Annotated in this window: 11 protein-coding genes; 4 read left to right on the forward strand and 7 right to left on the reverse strand. The window is 61.9% G+C overall.

The genetic code is table 11. From position 1 onward, the window contains the following. Positions 1-130: 130 nt before the first annotated feature. Positions 131-478, forward strand: coding sequence for a helix-turn-helix transcriptional regulator (locus tag P3T22_RS16850; protein WP_429325515.1), 348 nt, complete (start codon positions 131-133; stop codon positions 476-478). Positions 479-566: 88 nt separating this feature from the next. Beyond that, positions 567-797: a SymE family type I addiction module toxin gene (locus P3T22_RS16855; RefSeq protein ID WP_253958587.1), complete on the forward strand. Its 231-nt coding sequence runs from the start codon at positions 567-569 to the stop codon at positions 795-797. A 43-nt stretch (positions 798-840) separates the two neighbouring features. Here P3T22_RS16855 and imm45 (P3T22_RS16860) read toward each other — a convergent pair whose 3' ends face one another. The 5 genes from imm45 (P3T22_RS16860) to P3T22_RS16880 form a co-directional block, all read right to left on the reverse strand. Further along, positions 841-1,167: an Imm45 family immunity protein gene (imm45, locus tag P3T22_RS16860; protein WP_408248286.1), complete on the reverse strand. Its 327-nt coding sequence runs from the start codon at positions 1,165-1,167 to the stop codon at positions 841-843. Further along, complete coding sequence (locus P3T22_RS16865; RefSeq protein WP_429325516.1) at positions 1,164-1,871, reverse strand: hypothetical protein; 708 nt, start codon at positions 1,869-1,871, stop codon at positions 1,164-1,166. Before P3T22_RS16865 ends, imm45 (P3T22_RS16860) begins: the two co-directional genes overlap by 4 nt. A gap of 1,182 nt (positions 1,872-3,053) precedes the next feature. Beyond that, complete coding sequence (locus tag P3T22_RS16870) at positions 3,054-3,335, reverse strand: hypothetical protein (RefSeq protein WP_429325512.1); 282 nt, start codon at positions 3,333-3,335, stop codon at positions 3,054-3,056. Positions 3,336-3,359: 24 nt separating this feature from the next. Then, entirely contained in the window at positions 3,360-4,487 is a 1,128-nt protein-coding gene (gene xerC / locus P3T22_RS16875; RefSeq protein ID WP_429325513.1) for a site-specific tyrosine recombinase XerC, read from the reverse strand. Beyond that, positions 4,480-7,503 (reverse strand): CHC2 zinc finger domain-containing protein, encoded by a 3,024-nt coding sequence (locus P3T22_RS16880; RefSeq protein WP_429325514.1) that lies wholly within the window; start codon positions 7,501-7,503, stop codon positions 4,480-4,482. Before P3T22_RS16880 ends, xerC begins: the two co-directional genes overlap by 8 nt. Before the next feature lie 141 nt (positions 7,504-7,644). On the opposite strand from P3T22_RS16880, the gene P3T22_RS16885 reads away from it, so the two are divergent. Together P3T22_RS16885 and P3T22_RS16890 are read left to right on the forward strand one after the other, a co-directional pair. Then, positions 7,645-7,992 (forward strand): helix-turn-helix transcriptional regulator, encoded by a 348-nt coding sequence (locus tag P3T22_RS16885; protein ID WP_429325515.1) that lies wholly within the window; start codon positions 7,645-7,647, stop codon positions 7,990-7,992. Positions 7,993-8,080: 88 nt separating this feature from the next. Continuing rightward, positions 8,081-8,311: a SymE family type I addiction module toxin gene (locus tag P3T22_RS16890; RefSeq protein WP_253958587.1), complete on the forward strand. Its 231-nt coding sequence runs from the start codon at positions 8,081-8,083 to the stop codon at positions 8,309-8,311. Positions 8,312-8,354: 43 nt separating this feature from the next. Here P3T22_RS16890 and imm45 (P3T22_RS16895) read toward each other — a convergent pair whose 3' ends face one another. After that, positions 8,355-8,681: an Imm45 family immunity protein gene (gene imm45, locus P3T22_RS16895; protein WP_408248286.1), complete on the reverse strand. Its 327-nt coding sequence runs from the start codon at positions 8,679-8,681 to the stop codon at positions 8,355-8,357. Next, positions 8,678-16,048: a hemagglutinin repeat-containing protein gene (locus P3T22_RS16900; RefSeq protein ID WP_429325517.1), complete on the reverse strand. Its 7,371-nt coding sequence runs from the start codon at positions 16,046-16,048 to the stop codon at positions 8,678-8,680. The genes imm45 (P3T22_RS16895) and P3T22_RS16900 overlap by 4 nt, the downstream gene beginning before the upstream one ends. Positions 16,049-16,143 lie beyond the last annotated feature (95 nt).

Consider the following 16,143-nt stretch of genomic DNA (forward strand, 5'->3'; position numbering starts at 1 on the left):
CTGGCTAAAACCTGTCAATAGACATTGTAGTAGCATCAACAGGAGACTACAATATAGCAATCAGGCGAGCTGCTAAAGAGGGGTTCTTACAATGACCGCGTCACTTCATCTCTGGTTATGTGAGAACGATATGGAGCAGTTCGCCGCTCGCCTGCGCCAGGCGCGGGAAGCTCGGCAGATGACGCAGACGCGTCTGGCCGAGCTGCTGGAAGTAGACCGACGTGTCTACAACCGATGGGAACGCGGGGCCTCGCTGCCGCAACTCGATGCGGTTGTGCGTATCGCCCAGGTCCTGCAATCCAGTGTGGATGCGCTGGTCGGCCTTGAGCCGCTCACCGCGCCGCGCATTCACAATCCGCGGCTGCACGCGCTGTATGAACAGATGGATTCGTTATCCGATGAGGATCAGCAGGCGCTGATCGTCCTGATGGACAGCCTGGTCAAGCGTTCGCAGATGACCCGGCTCATGACGAGCTGAAGGAGAGAACCTTTAAAGAAGCGCGGGCCGTGAGTGCTGCAAACACTCACGACCCGCTGACCACAACCAACTCAGACAAGGAGTTGATATGGCTGACGCCAATCTTAATGCATTGCACGCTCATCCCGAGCGTCACGCCACCGTCCAGGAACTCATGCGCTGGCGACCCGCACCGAAACCCGGCAGGCCCTGGCGAACACCAAGGTTTTTTCCGTGGCTGCGCATCGCCGGCATGTGGCTTGAACAGGCCGGCTTCCCGCCCGGCCAGCGCGTAAGGATCCAGGTCGAGCACGGCAGGCTCGTCATCACGCCGGATTGAACCACTCCACAAACAATAGACCCGGCCGCGGCCGGGTCTATTGTTATTCGATCTCTAACGCATTTAGTGGCTCGTGAACTTCAACTTCGTGGACATCACCATCTGGCCAAACCCAAAGCTGCCAGTTGTCGATTAGCCATCGAGTCGACACATGATAGGGTGAGGTTTCCTTTGGAAACACAACATAGCAGTTGATCCCAGCCTTATAACCACTGATCGTTATTAGGCCAAGTCGATCTGACTTATCAGGGGCCTCGCAGACCATCATTACTACATGACTTTCGAATGGCTGCCCCGCAGCGAAACGAAGCAACGTGCCTCGCTTCATTTCCGGGTCGGCGCTCTCAATCAGCTTTTTCCAGGTCATCATTTCAATTTAAGGTCGTGTCGTCCCGACGTATCCGCGGGTTTGGTGAGTTGCAAATCAAGCATACTCACTTCTCCCATATGTGCGCCGGTTTTTCCGTTGACTTGCTCAAGGCGCCCATGCTGCGAATCAACAGCATATAAGGTTCCATCGTCTGCCCGATACACATCCCGGCCATTTATGCGACTGAGCTGCGAGTCCTTGGTCCAGCCATTGTCAGTAGCAACAGCTTGCGCAGTCTGTTTTACCTGTGCGACTCGCTCTCCGGGAGGCAGATTAACCAGAGATCTTTCAAACGCTTCCGCTTCCGAGAGCGCTTTTGCCTCAGCAGCCGCTCCCTTTCCTGCACCCCTGGTAGCCAGCGCCGCAGCAAGGAACTCCACGCCCGGCCCAACCTGATCGCCCGCCGTATAGGGCAAACGCAACCCATCCGCCGAGATATACCCCGGATCGCCGGGCGAAGCAAACGGGCCGCCGTTCGGCGCATTTGCGATCATCTCGCCTATCGAAACGAGACCGTTCCAAACCCCGGCAGCGGAATTGCTGACAGTATCCACAGCCGAATTAGCCGTGCTTCCCTGGCCATCACCGTTGCCCGTGCTTCGATTGTAGAGGTCCGCATTGCTCGCCGTGAATGCGCCCGTCGTGCCGCCGATCAGGAACCCGCCCGCACCGGCCACGACATTGGACAGCACGTTACCTGCCATCTGCGCCGCATCGCCACCACCCAGCGCGTCGCGCGTGCCGTTGGCCAGCCGGTTCAGATCGCCCGCCGCCCACGCTGCGATACCCGCACCCGCACCCGCCGCGCCTTGCGCCGCACTTCCGATGCCTCCACCACCCAGACCCGCTGTGAGCGCGCCTCCCGCAATGTGCATCCCGATCCGGTAAGTCCCACCCTCATCCCAGTTGCCAACTCCCGACACGAACTCCGTTGTCGAGAACGGTTTTGCCCCGACGCAATAACCACTTGCAAACGGATTTCGCCTGACACGGATCTGAGCCTGCAATTTTTTGCCCCGACGCGGGTTCTGGTCTAAAGACGCGAGTCTGCCAGAGGACACATTCCTCCCATCTCAATTACATCGCATCACGAACTAACTTCATCCCGCCGGGTTTGACGGCGCACGCAGTGCGACGGCAAACCCGGCGGAACTGGGCCGTCGTGTTGCGTCCACGCTGAACGCGAGGCACCGTATTTCGCGGATGTTTTTAAGGCGCTAACCCCGTCAAGGCCGCGCAGCGCCCGTAGGGCTTGGCCTTGACGGCCACCGGTTTGACACGCTCGGACATGCGGTGCAAGACGACTCGGCGGCTTGCACCGCATGCGAAGCACGCTTTTGCTTTTGTGTGGGGGGTTGTTTTCCGTTACGCAGTAACGGCACATTCGGGGAGCCCCTTGGGGGCAGACGGGGAGGCAGGCTGCGAGCACGGAGCGGAGGCCGCTTGCGGCCGCAGCCCGAGCGCAGCAGACAGCGGGGTGGGCGGGGTTCACACCATGACAGGCCGCGGCGCGGCCCCTGACTTGTTCTTGCGCGTAGCGCCATGCCTGGCTTTGTTTGTACGCCAGGTTTCTGGCCGGTTTTATGGCCCTGACTTACTGGTGTGCGCCTCGCGCACCCGGCGGGCCGGGGGCGCCAGACATAACGCAAATTAGCACCGTTTGGCGGGCCGGCAGAGGCAACGCATGGCGCGATGACGGCCCGCCAAACGGTGCTAATTTCCCAGCGGTTATGTTAAATGGGCCCCAGGCCCATTTACCCCCGGCCCCCCAGGTTTCCGGCCGCAAGGCCGCGCTTGCCTTTTACGTTCTTCACTTCCTGCCGATGCGTCCCGGCCGCTTTCGTGTCGATGGACGTTACCGCGTAACGCCCATCATTGCCTGATCGTTATCCGCCCGTCACGCGCATGCCGGTCTGGGCACCGAAGTACGCGTCCCATTCCGGTGTGTCGAGTTCAATCCCCGCAAGCACGCGATCGTCTTCCGTCTTCACCAGTCGCTCCAGCATGTCCCGTTTCGTTACGCCGTAACGGCGCGCGAGCCGCTCAAGTCCCAGCGCAACGCCCGTGCTCACCCACACATTCAGCCGCCGCTCGCCATTGCCATCAGCACATGCCTGTAACCGCTTCGCCCTGTATGCCGCCTGTCTTTCTGCTACCGTCTTCGCCATCGCTTTCACCTCCATTCCTCTCTATCACTCTTCACTTCTATCCGGCGTGTCGTTGGCCACCGTCGCCTCGGCCAACGGCTTTCGTGCCTCCGCCATCCCGAACATGTTCCGGCTGAACTCGCTGTATTCGTGCTTTCGTAGCCGCGTGACCTTTTCCTGTTGCACGCCGCTCATACGCTCCAGTCGCGCCGGGTGCGTCGCCGTGTGGATCTCTTTCAGCGCCCCTATCGCCACATGCGTATAGATCTGCGTCGTCTTCAGGTCAGCATGTCCGAGCATCGCCTGCACGAACCGCACATCGGCCCCGTTCTCCAGCATCAGCGTCGCCATCGTGTGACGGAACAGGTGACATGAACCGCTTTTCTCAAGCCCCGACTGCTTGATGTAGCCGTTCACCAGCCGCCCCAACGTGTTGATATGAACCGCTTCGCCCTGGATCGTCAGATACAGCGTCCGGTCATCGTCTCCCAGCATGAGCTGCGGACGCGCCTCGTTTAAATACTTCCTGATCCACGCCAGCGCACGCGCGCCGATCGGAATCAGCCGGTCGCGCTTGCCCTTGCCCTGGCGAACCATCAGCGTGCCGCGATCATGGTCGATATCGTGAACCTTCAGCGCGACGAGCTCCGAGCGCCGCACGCCCGTGCTGTAGAGCGTTTCCAGCATTGCCCGATCACGCAAGCCCATCGCGCTCGTCACATCGGGCACATTCAGAATCCGCTCGGCTTCCTCCGCACTCAGGATGTGCTTGGGCAGACGCTTCTCCACGCGCGGCATTTCCAGGTCAGCCGCCGGATTGCCCAGTATCCGGTTATGGCGGATCAGCCACCGGAACCAGCCTCGTATCGGCTCAAGCCGCTTTACCTGACTGCCACCCGAGAGCGCTTCGCCGTTGGGCTTGCGATACAGGAACAGATACCGCTGATACCGCTCGAGGATCGGTCGCGTCACTTCCTGCGGCTGCGTCACGCCGCGCTCGTCGCACCACGTAATGAACAGGCGCAGATTGTTTTCGCGGTTCTCCACGGTGCGCTCGCTGTAGTTGCGCACCCGCTGCCATTCAAGGTACTGCCGCATCTGGTAATACAGGCTTTGCGGATCATTCACCGGGCCGATCACCGGCAGCGGCGCGACTGACTTGCGCTTACCCATGATTCACACCCTCAACAACGCGGGCTAAAGAAGGGGCACACGTCTTTTCTCCGATATACGCGTTTGCGTTCACCCCGACCGGTTCCGCCTCCATGCCTTGCACCGCATGGCCTTGACCCTGATCGATCACCTCCGACCGGCCCCCGCCCACCACCCGACCGGACCCCGACCGCTCTTCGTTTTGCCCCGACCGGTTTGCATCGTTGTCGAGTGTTTGCAGCTCAAGCAGGCCCATCAGGTGCGGCCGGCCATCGTCCACCCCGTCATAGCGCAACTCGTATTCATGCGTGAGCCCACGCAGTCCGCGATGCGTCAGCACATACTCAAGCTCCACCAGCCGCGCCAGGTGCACCTTCAGTTGCGTATCGCCCCAGCGTGTCGCCTCGCGCACGTCGCGCCGCGTAAAACGGAATTCGTTCTGCTTCTGCGCCGTCGCCGTGCATCGCTCGTTGACCCACGCCTGAACCATCGTCAGCAGCCGCCGCGTCTGCGGCGGCAATTCATCGAGCGTGCGTCCCAGCACCTCGTGTGCGATCCGGTTCGCCAGCGCAATATCGGCCTTCGTGACTTCGATGTACGTCAGCGCCTCGCCGCGATGCGTGACCGTCCTGTGTGGCCGCTGGTACTGGTGCAGCAGCGCGATCGAGCGGATCAGCGTCAGGTACTTCATGTGATCGCGCCGCATGCGCGTCTTGTCGTCCATGAACGTCAACTGCTCTGCATACGGATTCACCACGTGAACCGGCTTCAGCAGCCGCTGCGCGTTGCGGTGCAGTTCAACGATGTGCTGTTTGTCCGTCTCGGCCAGCAACCCTTCGAGCGTCTGTTTCGCCCGCTGCCGTGCGTGAATCTCGCGCGTCTGCTCGCGGCTCTCGTTGATCGTCAGCACCAGACACCGGTTCAGCAATTCCTCGTCGACGTCGATCGCGGTCGTCGTGAGCATGAGCATCACAGGACCTTTTACGCGGTACTGCTTCGTCACCAGGTTGCCCGTCGCCTCATCCTTGCCCGTCGATGCAATCGTGAGCTCACCGTCGCTTTGCAACAGCTTCAGCGCATACGCCGCCTGACGCACGCCTTCCTCTTCGGCAATCGCCAGAATCTTGTGTTGCAGGTCCGTCTCGCCCAGGTAGAACAGGCTCTGTCCGGTCATGGCGCTGTACTGGATGCGTTCCTCGTCCGGCATCAGGTCAAGCACTGCATCCATCAGTGAACTCTTGCCAGCCGCGCTGCTCGATTGAATCAGCACCGCGAGCGGCGCATCGAGCTTGCGTGACACCGCCGACAGATACCCGGCCAGCAGATTCGTCGCTTCGCCTACAACACCGCAGCGCGCCATATCCGCTTCCAGCCGCGCAATCAGGTCCGGCGCCTTCAGCCAGTCCAGCGCTGCCGCGTGTTCAACAGCGTCCAGCGTCACGCCTTTTTCTTTCGGCGCAAGCGTCGCGCGGATCGCTTCTTCCTGCAACGTCTCCAGCTTCAGCAGCACGCGCCCGAGATCGCGCTTGAGCGTGTCTTCCTGGTTGCCGAGCTCAATCGCCGCCGTTTTCAGATACACCGCGCGAGCCTTCGCGCTATACACATCGAGCGTGTCCACGTGGTACGCATCGCCGCGCCGCACCTGCGCATTCACCCGCATCTGTTCTGGACCAAGGTTCTTTTGCCAGCCACGGATACGCCATACGCGCTCGCCAAACGTGAACAGCAGTTCGCCGCCTTCTGTCTGCTTCACGTCGAGCTCGTCCGTCGACGCGGGCTGCACCTCTTCTTTAGCTGCCATCGCTGTGGCTGGTGTAACCGCTTCGCCTGGCACAGCAATAGCAGCTAAAGAGGAGACAGGTTCAACGTCCTTCACTTCATCAGACGCCATCTGCTCAACTGTCGCCGTCACGGCTGGCCGCTTGCCCTTGCCAATCCACTCGGCCTGCTGCAACAGCACGCCCAGGCTCCTGTCCGCCGGCGCAACCTTCCGCGCGTAATCGTTCGCGTCCATTCCCTTCGGGAACAGCACACGCCATGTCTCGATGCCCGACTCGCGCAACTCCGTTCCGAGCTTTTCCGCTGCGGCGTTGCCCGCGTCATCACGGTCGTATGCGATCCACACCCGCTGCGTGCCGTGCCGTTTCAGTACCGCCCAATGGTCCTGCGTGAACCCGTTCACCCCGAATGCCGCGATCACGTTGCGATACCCCGCACACCAGAACGTCAGTGCATCGATCAGCGCTTCGCACACGATCACCTCGCGGCTGGCAACCAGCGCCACTTCGTTCCACACACCGGCGAGCGGTAACGACAGATACAGGTGCTTCGGCTGACCCGCCGGGATCTTGTGACCCGGCGCAATCCGCCGCCCGTACATCTGCCGCACATCGCCCGATTCCAGATCGATCACCGGCACCACCAGGCAACCGTTCAGGTGCTCGTGTCCGCTTTCGCGATACACGCCAACCCGCTGCAACTTAGCGCGCACGTCACGGCCTTCCTTCGAGTACCCCGGCGGCAACCGGTACGTGAGGCTCTTGTTCGCATAGCCCAGCCGGAACGTATCAATCAGTTCACCGTGAACCAGTCCGCGCTGCGTCAGATACGCCTGCGCCTCCGGGCTCTGTTTCAGGGTGGCGTGATACGTGTCGGCCACTTCGCGCAGCAGCACCGCTTCATCAGAACCCGCGGCTAACGAAGGCAGGTGCCGCGCCTGCGAACGGTTCACGCCCACTTTCTCCGCACCCGCAAGCGGCGCATCGTTACGCAGTAACTGCACCGCATGCGGCAGGCTCACGCCCTGGGTTTTCATCACCCAGTCCAGCACCGTGCCCGACGCGTTGCAGCCGAAGCAGTGATAAACGTTCTTCGCCTCCGACACTGACAGGCTCGGCGTGTCCTCGTCGTGGAACACGCAGCGCATCACCCAGTCGCGGCCGCGCTTCTTCAGCTCGTGCCCCTGCGACTCGATCAGCCGCACCAGCGACACTTCGCGCTTCAGTCTCTCCAGCTCGGTTTCGGGAATGCGCGGCATGAGTCGTCCTTCTGGCTAAAACCTGTCAATAGACATTGTAGTAGCATCAACAGGAGACTACAATATAGCAATCAGGCGAGCTGCTAAAGAGGGGTTCTTACAATGACCGCGTCACTTCATCTCTGGTTATGTGAGAACGATATGGAGCAGTTCGCCGCTCGCCTGCGCCAGGCGCGGGAAGCTCGGCAGATGACGCAGACGCGTCTGGCCGAGCTGCTGGAAGTAGACCGACGTGTCTACAACCGATGGGAACGCGGGGCCTCGCTGCCGCAACTCGATGCGGTTGTGCGTATCGCCCAGGTCCTGCAATCCAGTGTGGATGCGCTGGTCGGCCTTGAGCCGCTCACCGCGCCGCGCATTCACAATCCGCGGCTGCACGCGCTGTATGAACAGATGGATTCGTTATCCGATGAGGATCAGCAGGCGCTGATCGTCCTGATGGACAGCCTGGTCAAGCGTTCGCAGATGACCCGGCTCATGACGAGCTGAAGGAGAGAACCTTTAAAGAAGCGCGGGCCGTGAGTGCTGCAAACACTCACGACCCGCTGACCACAACCAACTCAGACAAGGAGTTGATATGGCTGACGCCAATCTTAATGCATTGCACGCTCATCCCGAGCGTCACGCCACCGTCCAGGAACTCATGCGCTGGCGACCCGCACCGAAACCCGGCAGGCCCTGGCGAACACCAAGGTTTTTTCCGTGGCTGCGCATCGCCGGCATGTGGCTTGAACAGGCCGGCTTCCCGCCCGGCCAGCGCGTAAGGATCCAGGTCGAGCACGGCAGGCTCGTCATCACGCCGGATTGAACCACTCCACAAACAATAGACCCGGCCGCGGCCGGGTCTATTGTTATTCGATCTCTAACGCATTTAGTGGCTCGTGAACTTCAACTTCGTGGACATCACCATCTGGCCAAACCCAAAGCTGCCAGTTGTCGATTAGCCATCGAGTCGACACATGATAGGGTGAGGTTTCCTTTGGAAACACAACATAGCAGTTGATCCCAGCCTTATAACCACTGATCGTTATTAGGCCAAGTCGATCTGACTTATCAGGGGCCTCGCAGACCATCATTACTACATGACTTTCGAATGGCTGCCCCGCAGCGAAACGAAGCAACGTGCCTCGCTTCATTTCCGGGTCGGCGCTCTCAATCAGCTTTTTCCAGGTCATCATTTCAATTTAAGGTCGTGTCGTCCCGACGTATCCGCGGGTTTGGTGAGTTGCAAATCAAGCATACTCACTTCTCCCATATGTGCGCCGGTTTTTCCGTTGACTTGCTCAAGGCGCCCATGCTGCGAATCAACAGCATATAAGGTTCCATCGTCTGCCCGATACACATCCCGGCCATTTATGCGACTGAGCTGCGAGTCCTTGGTCCAGCCATTGTCAGTAGCAACAGCTTGCGCAGTCTGTTTTACCTGTGCGACTCGCTCTCCGGGAGGCAGATTAACCAGAGATCTTTCAAACGCTTCCGCTTCCGAGAGCGCTTTTGCCTCAGCAGCCGCTCCCTTTCCTGCACCCCTGGTAGCCAGCGCCGCAGCAAGGAACTCCACGCCCGGCCCAACCTGATCGCCCGCCGTATAGGGCAAACGCAACCCATCCGCCGAGATATACCCCGGATCGCCGGGCGAAGCAAACGGGCCGCCGTTCGGCGCATTTGCGATCATCTCGCCTATCGAAACGAGACCGTTCCAAACCCCGGCAGCGGAATTGCTGACAGTATCCACAGCCGAATTAGCCGTGCTTCCCTGGCCATCACCGTTGCCCGTGCTTCGATTGTAGAGGTCCGCATTGCTCGCCGTGAATGCGCCCGTCGTGCCGCCGATCAGGAACCCGCCCGCACCGGCCACGACATTGGACAGCACGTTACCTGCCATCTGCGCCGCATCGCCACCACCCAGCGCGTCGCGCGTGCCGTTGGCCAGCCGGTTCAGATCGCCCGCCGCCCACGCTGCGATACCCGCACCCGCACCCGCCGCGCCTTGCGCCGCACTTCCGATGCCTCCACCACCCAGACCCGCTGTGAGCGCGCCTCCCGCAATGTGCATCCCGATCCGGTAAGTCCCACCCTCATCCCACGCCGCAATGCCCGCCTGATCGCCCGCATCCCGAGCCTCCTGCAGACGCCGGTCCGCATAGTTGCCGATCTGCGTCGCCACTGCCTGACCGGCCGCGCTCGCCGCACTCATCATGTCGGCCTGCCGCTCCAGCAGGTTGTTCAGGTCCGGCGCTTTCGCGACCGTGGCGTTCGTGTCCGACGTGTCGCGGTTCAGGCTCGCCACGTCCTGCGTCTGATGGTCAGTGTCCGTGATATTGATCGCACCGGTGCTCACGCCGCTACGTGTCGTCGCGCTGTCACTGCCGCTGTCGTGCTGGCCAAGAGACGGCGTGATACCGCCCGAGTCTGGCACCGAGGCCGGTCCAACCGCCTTGTCCGGCAAACCCATTGAAGCGCCGGCCGAGAATCCGCTGCTTTTCGCATCGTAGTTCGAACTGTTTTGCATGTCCGAGAAGGACAGTGTGCCAGTGCTGAGCGTGTTCCTCTCCGGCGTGGCGTCACTGGCTATGGTAGCGCCCTTGAGATCGGTGTTGCCGTGGACATCAATATCAAACCCACCCGTACCCGCGTGAATCCCGGCCTGCTCATTGACACCTGCATAGCTGCCGTTCGCGTTCGCATTCGTCTGGCTGAAGCTCGCGCTGCCGCCGCCCTGGCCGATCGCAAATCCACCGCCCGTGCTCTCCTGATGCGCCGCGCTCGACATCGTGTCCTGCACGCTCGCGATGTTCAGGTTGCCGCCGACATCGGCGTTCACCTGGCGACCGTTGACGTTCGACCCGACGATGTTGGTGTCGCCACCCGAAATGATCGTCGCGGTGTTGGCCGCCGTCACATGCGTGTTGTTCTGCATGGCGGCATCGCTGTTGCCATTGCCGTGCGCCTTCGACATCGACGCATCGACACCGAAGCCCTGCCTGCCATAGGAGATACCCACGCTCGCGCTGCTGGACTCGTTGCTGCTGCGCGTCGAGTCGGTATCGGTCGTGTTCACGAGATTGACCTGGTTTCTTGCCCCCAGGATCACGTCATTCGCGTTCACGTTCGCACCTGCAATCGTCAGGTTGCCGCTTCCCGGCGTGCCGTCGCCGGTCGCAACGAACGCGGCTGTGCCGCCCGCCGTGACACTTGACCCGCGATTGGTCGTGCTGTCCTCGGTGTAGGTGCTCTTGCTGTGGCTGCTGCCGTAGCTGAGTTCAACCTTCGCTTCCGGCTTCTGGTTCTTGGCGAGCGCGCCCAATGCAGCGCCAGCCGCACCCACCGAATCGATTGCGCCACTCGCCGCCGCCATGCCGTGCAGTGCTGCCGCGCGATCATCCTGGCTATGGCTCGCCGCATGCGCCTGGTCTACCGTGTTGGACACCGCGTCAATCACCGGGGCCCTGATCGCGAGCGTAAAGCCGCTCTGTTTGACCTTGTGCGTCTCGTCGTGGTGCATCGTATCGACGGCAGAGTCGATCGTGACGTTCGCACCGGTGCCCGTGAGATTCTGCGCCGCAACCAGATCGCTACCCGTTACGTGCAAGTCCTTGCCTGCGGTGATGTTCAGACTGCCATCAAGCGAGCCGACCGTGCTGCCGGTGTTCGTTACCTGCGTGGTACTGGCCGTGTCGGTCTGCGTCTTGCTGCCCACCGAAATGCCGATCCCACCGCCTGTGCCGATGCCGGACTCGTGCTTCTGGTAGTAGCTCGATGTGCTCTGTGTGTCCTGCGAGGTCGTGATGTTCACGTTGCCTGCTGCCGCCAGATTCACGTCATTCGTGCCCGCGATGGTCGAGCCTTTGACGTTCAGGTCGCGGCCAGCGCTAACCGTTACCATATCGCCCGACACGGTACTGCCAACGCCGATGTTCGCCTGCGTGTTCTGCATCGTGTCAGTGGTCGAGCCATGCACAAAGCTGCCACGCTTTGATTCGGTCGCCGAGTACGAATCGTGTTCCTCACGGCCTTCATTGATGTTTACGTCGCCCGTGGCCGCAATGGTTGCCGCGCCACGGCCTGCTGCCAGCGACGAACCGGTGAGCGTGACGTTGCCCTTTGTCGGATCGGCGCTCAGGGCCGCGAGCGTCGCATTGCCGCCAGCAGAAATGGTCGAGCCCACTGCCTGTTCGTCGTAGCTGCGGTCTGCCTGCTTGCGCGTCCTGTCGTCGGTTGCGACATTGTTGTAGGTCGCGGTGTTGGTAACGGTCGTTGCCGTCAGGTTGCCGCCCGCGACAACCGCCATGTCGCCGCCCGCGCTGACCGTCGCCCCCTTGAGCGTCGTATCGTTGCCGCTCTGCATCGCGAGACTGCCGCCTGCCGTGATTGCACCGGTCTGGTTGATCGTGCTGGACGCTTCCCAATGATGGTCCGCATTCTTCGTGACCGACTGCGACGTGTCCGACCGCACCGTATCCACGGTAATGTCGTGCCCTGCCGCGATCTGCGCGTTGCCGCCCGCCGCGATGCTCGCACCATGAACCGTCAGGTCATTACCTGCCACCACAAGCAGATCACCCGTCGATGCAATCGTGCCCTGTGCGCCGAGCAGGCTCTGGCTGACCTTGCTGTTGCCGACCGCCGAACTGACACCAACGGTATCCACCAGCGTCGTGTTCACGATGTCACGACCCGCGAGCACGGCAACCCGGTTGCCGGTGATGCGTCCCGATGCATTGACCACATCATTCGTCGCCGAAACAACCGTCGTGCCGTTGTCCGTGCTGCTGCCCGAACCGCTACCGATGGAGCCGCCCCGGTTCAGGATATTGGTCGCAGCAACAACGGTCTGCGTACCGCCCTTGATGACGCCCGAGTTGGTCGCGCTGCCGGTGGCGCGAATCTCGACATCATCGGCGGCAATCAGTGCACCGGTCGGCTGCAGGTCGTTCGCGTGGGCGTGGGCCAGATACACGACCGGCGTCAGCACCGTTTGCGTCGTGCCGTCCGGCAGCGTGACAGTCTGGTTCACCAGCCACACGATATCGCTGGTGAGCGCATCCATCTGCGCGGCAGTCAGCGCCAGCCCCGGTTCGAGGTTGAATTCCTTCGCGACGTTCACGCCGTTGTTCATCAGCGCGCGGTACTCGTCTTCGTTGCTCGTGTAGCCCTGCAGATAGACGCGTCCCGTCAGTTGCGTGATCTGGTTGCGTACCATCTGTTCTTCGTACACGCCATCGCCCAGCCGCTTGATGGTCTTCGAAGGGTCGAGGCCGAGCGCCCCCAGCATGTAGTCGCTCGATATGAAATTCGTGTAACTGGTCAGTCGCGGATCGGTGACAACCAGATACGACGCGCCGGGTGCGGTGTTGAACGTATACAGGCCGCTCGACGGCAACGTGATACCAAGCGCGCCACCCGGTCCGGCGATGGACTGTGGTGCGTTGATGGTCTGTGTCTGGCCGGTTGCGAGGTTGACCGTCTGCGCACCCGTGCCGGTGATGCCGCCCACCGTGCCATTCGCCCCGAGCGTGCCGCCGGTCGCGCCGGTCGCGGAGTTTGCCGCCGAAACGTTCGTGTTGTTGATGTCGGTCGCGCTGATCTGCACCGGGTTGTTCGCTATGATCGTTCCGCCCGTTCCGCCGATGGCAACGGGTGACAGGACAATCGACGGCTCGACCACCGTCCCCACATCGCGCGAAATGTTCTCGTTCCACGCGTAGGTCGAAACGATGTCCTGCTTCTGATACTGGTATAGCGTCTGGCCGATGTTGTTGACGAGGGTGCCCCCGTAGTTGCCGCTTGCCACATCGCCGTCTGCCTGTGCGCTGCCGATCTGGATGGATCCGCCCGCGCCGATCGCACTGTATTCATTGTTCAGCGTGCCGACGTTCGCAAGTAGCATGTTGCCGGCCGCCATGATCTGCGCCTGTTGGGCCTGCTGCCCGGTGACCTGGTCCTGCTGCGTCGTGGTCGTCGTGTCGCGTGCGATCTCGACCCGCTGATACCCCTTGTGGGCGTCGTTGCGCGATGCGTATTCGGTGCCGGGATCGTAGTTGACGTTCGGATCGTAGTCGTCCCAGTAAGTGGCGGTGATCGAGCCGTCAGCGTTGGTCGTCAGCGTGTTGTAGTAGATCGTCTGCGGCTGGCCGTTGACGTTCACTACCAGCACCTTGTCAGTCGCATTGGGGCCGGTGTTCTGGGACATGACATCCGCCCCTGACCACGTGGCGGTGATCGGCGCAATGTAGCCATCGTCCCACATTGCCTGCGTACAGTAACCCTTGTCCGCGTTTGTCGTCGTGCAGGCCATGTACCTGCTGCGCTTGGTCTGGTGAACCGTATCGACATCGGTGGTCACCGTCTCGACGGTGGGCGCGGGGCGTGTGTTGGTCAGCGTCTGCGTGGCGACCTCGACGTTGCCCTGAGCCTCGATGGTGGACTGGTCGTTGGTGACGGAGTGGCTGCGGTTGGCGAGCAGTCCGTTCACATCGCGCGTGCCATCTGCAGCGATGTTGATGTCACCGAGACTGAAGATGTTCGCACCGCCCGTATTGGAGATGTCGCCCGATGCATACAGGTTGACCGCCGACGCCGCGGCAATGGCAGCCGCCGCGCCCATGTTGGCGATGGAACCGGCGTTCAGCGTGACCGTGTTGCCGACAATCGTTTCGGTGTTGGTCAGCGACGCGCTGTGCGTCGTCACCGAATCGCCTTCGATGCGGCCTGCGTTGGTGATGGCATTCGCCGCATTGACCGTCGTGTCTGACGAGTTGAGGTTCGCGCCGGTCTGGTTGTCCACGTTCGCCGCGTTCACCGTCAGTGCGTTCGCCGCGCCGAGCGTGCCCTGGTTCGTGAAGGTGCCTGCTGTCGTGAACGTCAGGTTGTGGTTGGCCTGAATCCGGTTGGTGCCGGTGAGCGTGTAATCGCTGTTGACCGTCACTGCACCGTCGTTCCCGGCAATGATCCTGCCGTCACCCGTAAGCTGGTTCGTCGTGATGCTCAGGTTCTGATCGCTGCCAATCACGCCGTTCTGGTTCGCCAGCGTGCCGGCACTGACGGATACCGAGCCGCCTCTGCCCGCCCGCCCCGAAGGAAGTCCCCCTGGGGGATCGTTGCCGATCCGGCCCGACGTGTTGTCGAGCGAAGCCGCGTTCAGCGCAATCGCACCGTTGCCGTGGATCGACCCACCCGCATTGATGACACTTGCATTGGGGCCGTTCAGCGTGACGTTGCCTGCACCCGAAAGCGTTGCGTTCGTGTTGTCCGCGAGCTGCGTAATGTCCAGCATCAGGTCGTAGCCCGACACGAGCTGCGCGCCGTTCGTGTTCGACAGCGTGTCTGCGTTCACGGTCACGTCACCATTGCCGCCAATGGTGCCTGCGCCAGCGACGCCGCCCGTATTGCTGTTCGTGATGGTGGCAGCACTCACAGTCGTCGCACCCGATCCGGTGTTCGCGATGCGACCGTTCGCGTTGTCGAGCGATGCGCCCGTGACGACCAGCGTTGCCGCAGGCTTGTCTACCGTCGCATCCGCCTCGATCTGGCCGCCCGTATTGTCGATTGCGCCCTGCGCCGACGCCATCAGGTTGCCGCTACCCTGGATCAGCCCTGCACGGTTGTCGAGCACGCTGCCGGACTGCACCGCGGCCGCGCCGCCCGCTGTGACCGTGCCACCCGCATTGCCGATGCTGCCACCCGATACCGACACGTCGCCATTGCCACCAATCAGGCCGTCGGCCGTGTTCGTGACCACACCGCTGGCGACAACCGTCGTCTTACCGGTGCCGCCGTTCGCGATGGAACCGCCATCGTTGGCAACCGACTGCGCCGAGACGGAGAGCGTGTCGTCCGCCTGGATCGTGCCGCCTGCGTTGTTGAACGCGCCTGTGTCCGACACCGAAACGGTCTGAGCGCCGACATAGCCGCCCGCGCTGTTGTCCAGTGAGGCAACGTGGAGCGTCGCACCCGTCTGCGCGGCCAGCGTGCCGCCCCGGTTTGAAGCCACACCCGAGCGGACATCGAGTGCGCCATTCGTCGCAATCGTGCCGCCGTTGTTCGACAGTGTTCCGGTATCGACCGACAGCGTGCCGGTGCCGGAACTGGCAATCGTGCCGCCGTCGTTGATGAGCGCAGCGGGGCCGAGCGCCAGGCCGTCACTGTTGGTCTGCAGCGTGCCGCCCGAATTGTCGAGCGTGCCGGTTACATCGACGGTCATCGCGCCTGTGCCGGTCTGCGTGATGCTGCCGCCGTGGTTAACGAGGTTCGCCGCATGCAGCGCGAGCTGGTCCGCACCGAGGTTGCCGTGGCTGTTGTCGAATGTCGCCGCCGTCAGTGTTGCAAGATGACCCGCCGCGATGGTGTTCGCGTTCGTCAGCGTCGAACCTGCGGACAGCGTGACGTTGCCATTCGCCGCCAGCGTGCCACTGTTGAACAGCGTCTGCACGGCGCTGGCAATCAGTGACTGCACCGCCGTGATCGAACCCGCGTTTGCGATCTGTCCGGCCTGCACGGTTACGTTGCCATTGCCGCCGATGGTGCCGCCCACGCCATTGTTCAGCACGCCGACCGTCGCCAGCGTGAGGCTGTCCGCGCCCAGCGCCGCAACATGACCTCCCGTGTTGCCGAGCGAACCGGCATTGACGGAAAGTGCGCCTG

The sequence above is a fragment of the Paraburkholderia sp. GAS348 genome (genome assembly GCF_050434205.1).
Lineage (GTDB): Bacteria > Pseudomonadota > Gammaproteobacteria > Burkholderiales > Burkholderiaceae > Paraburkholderia.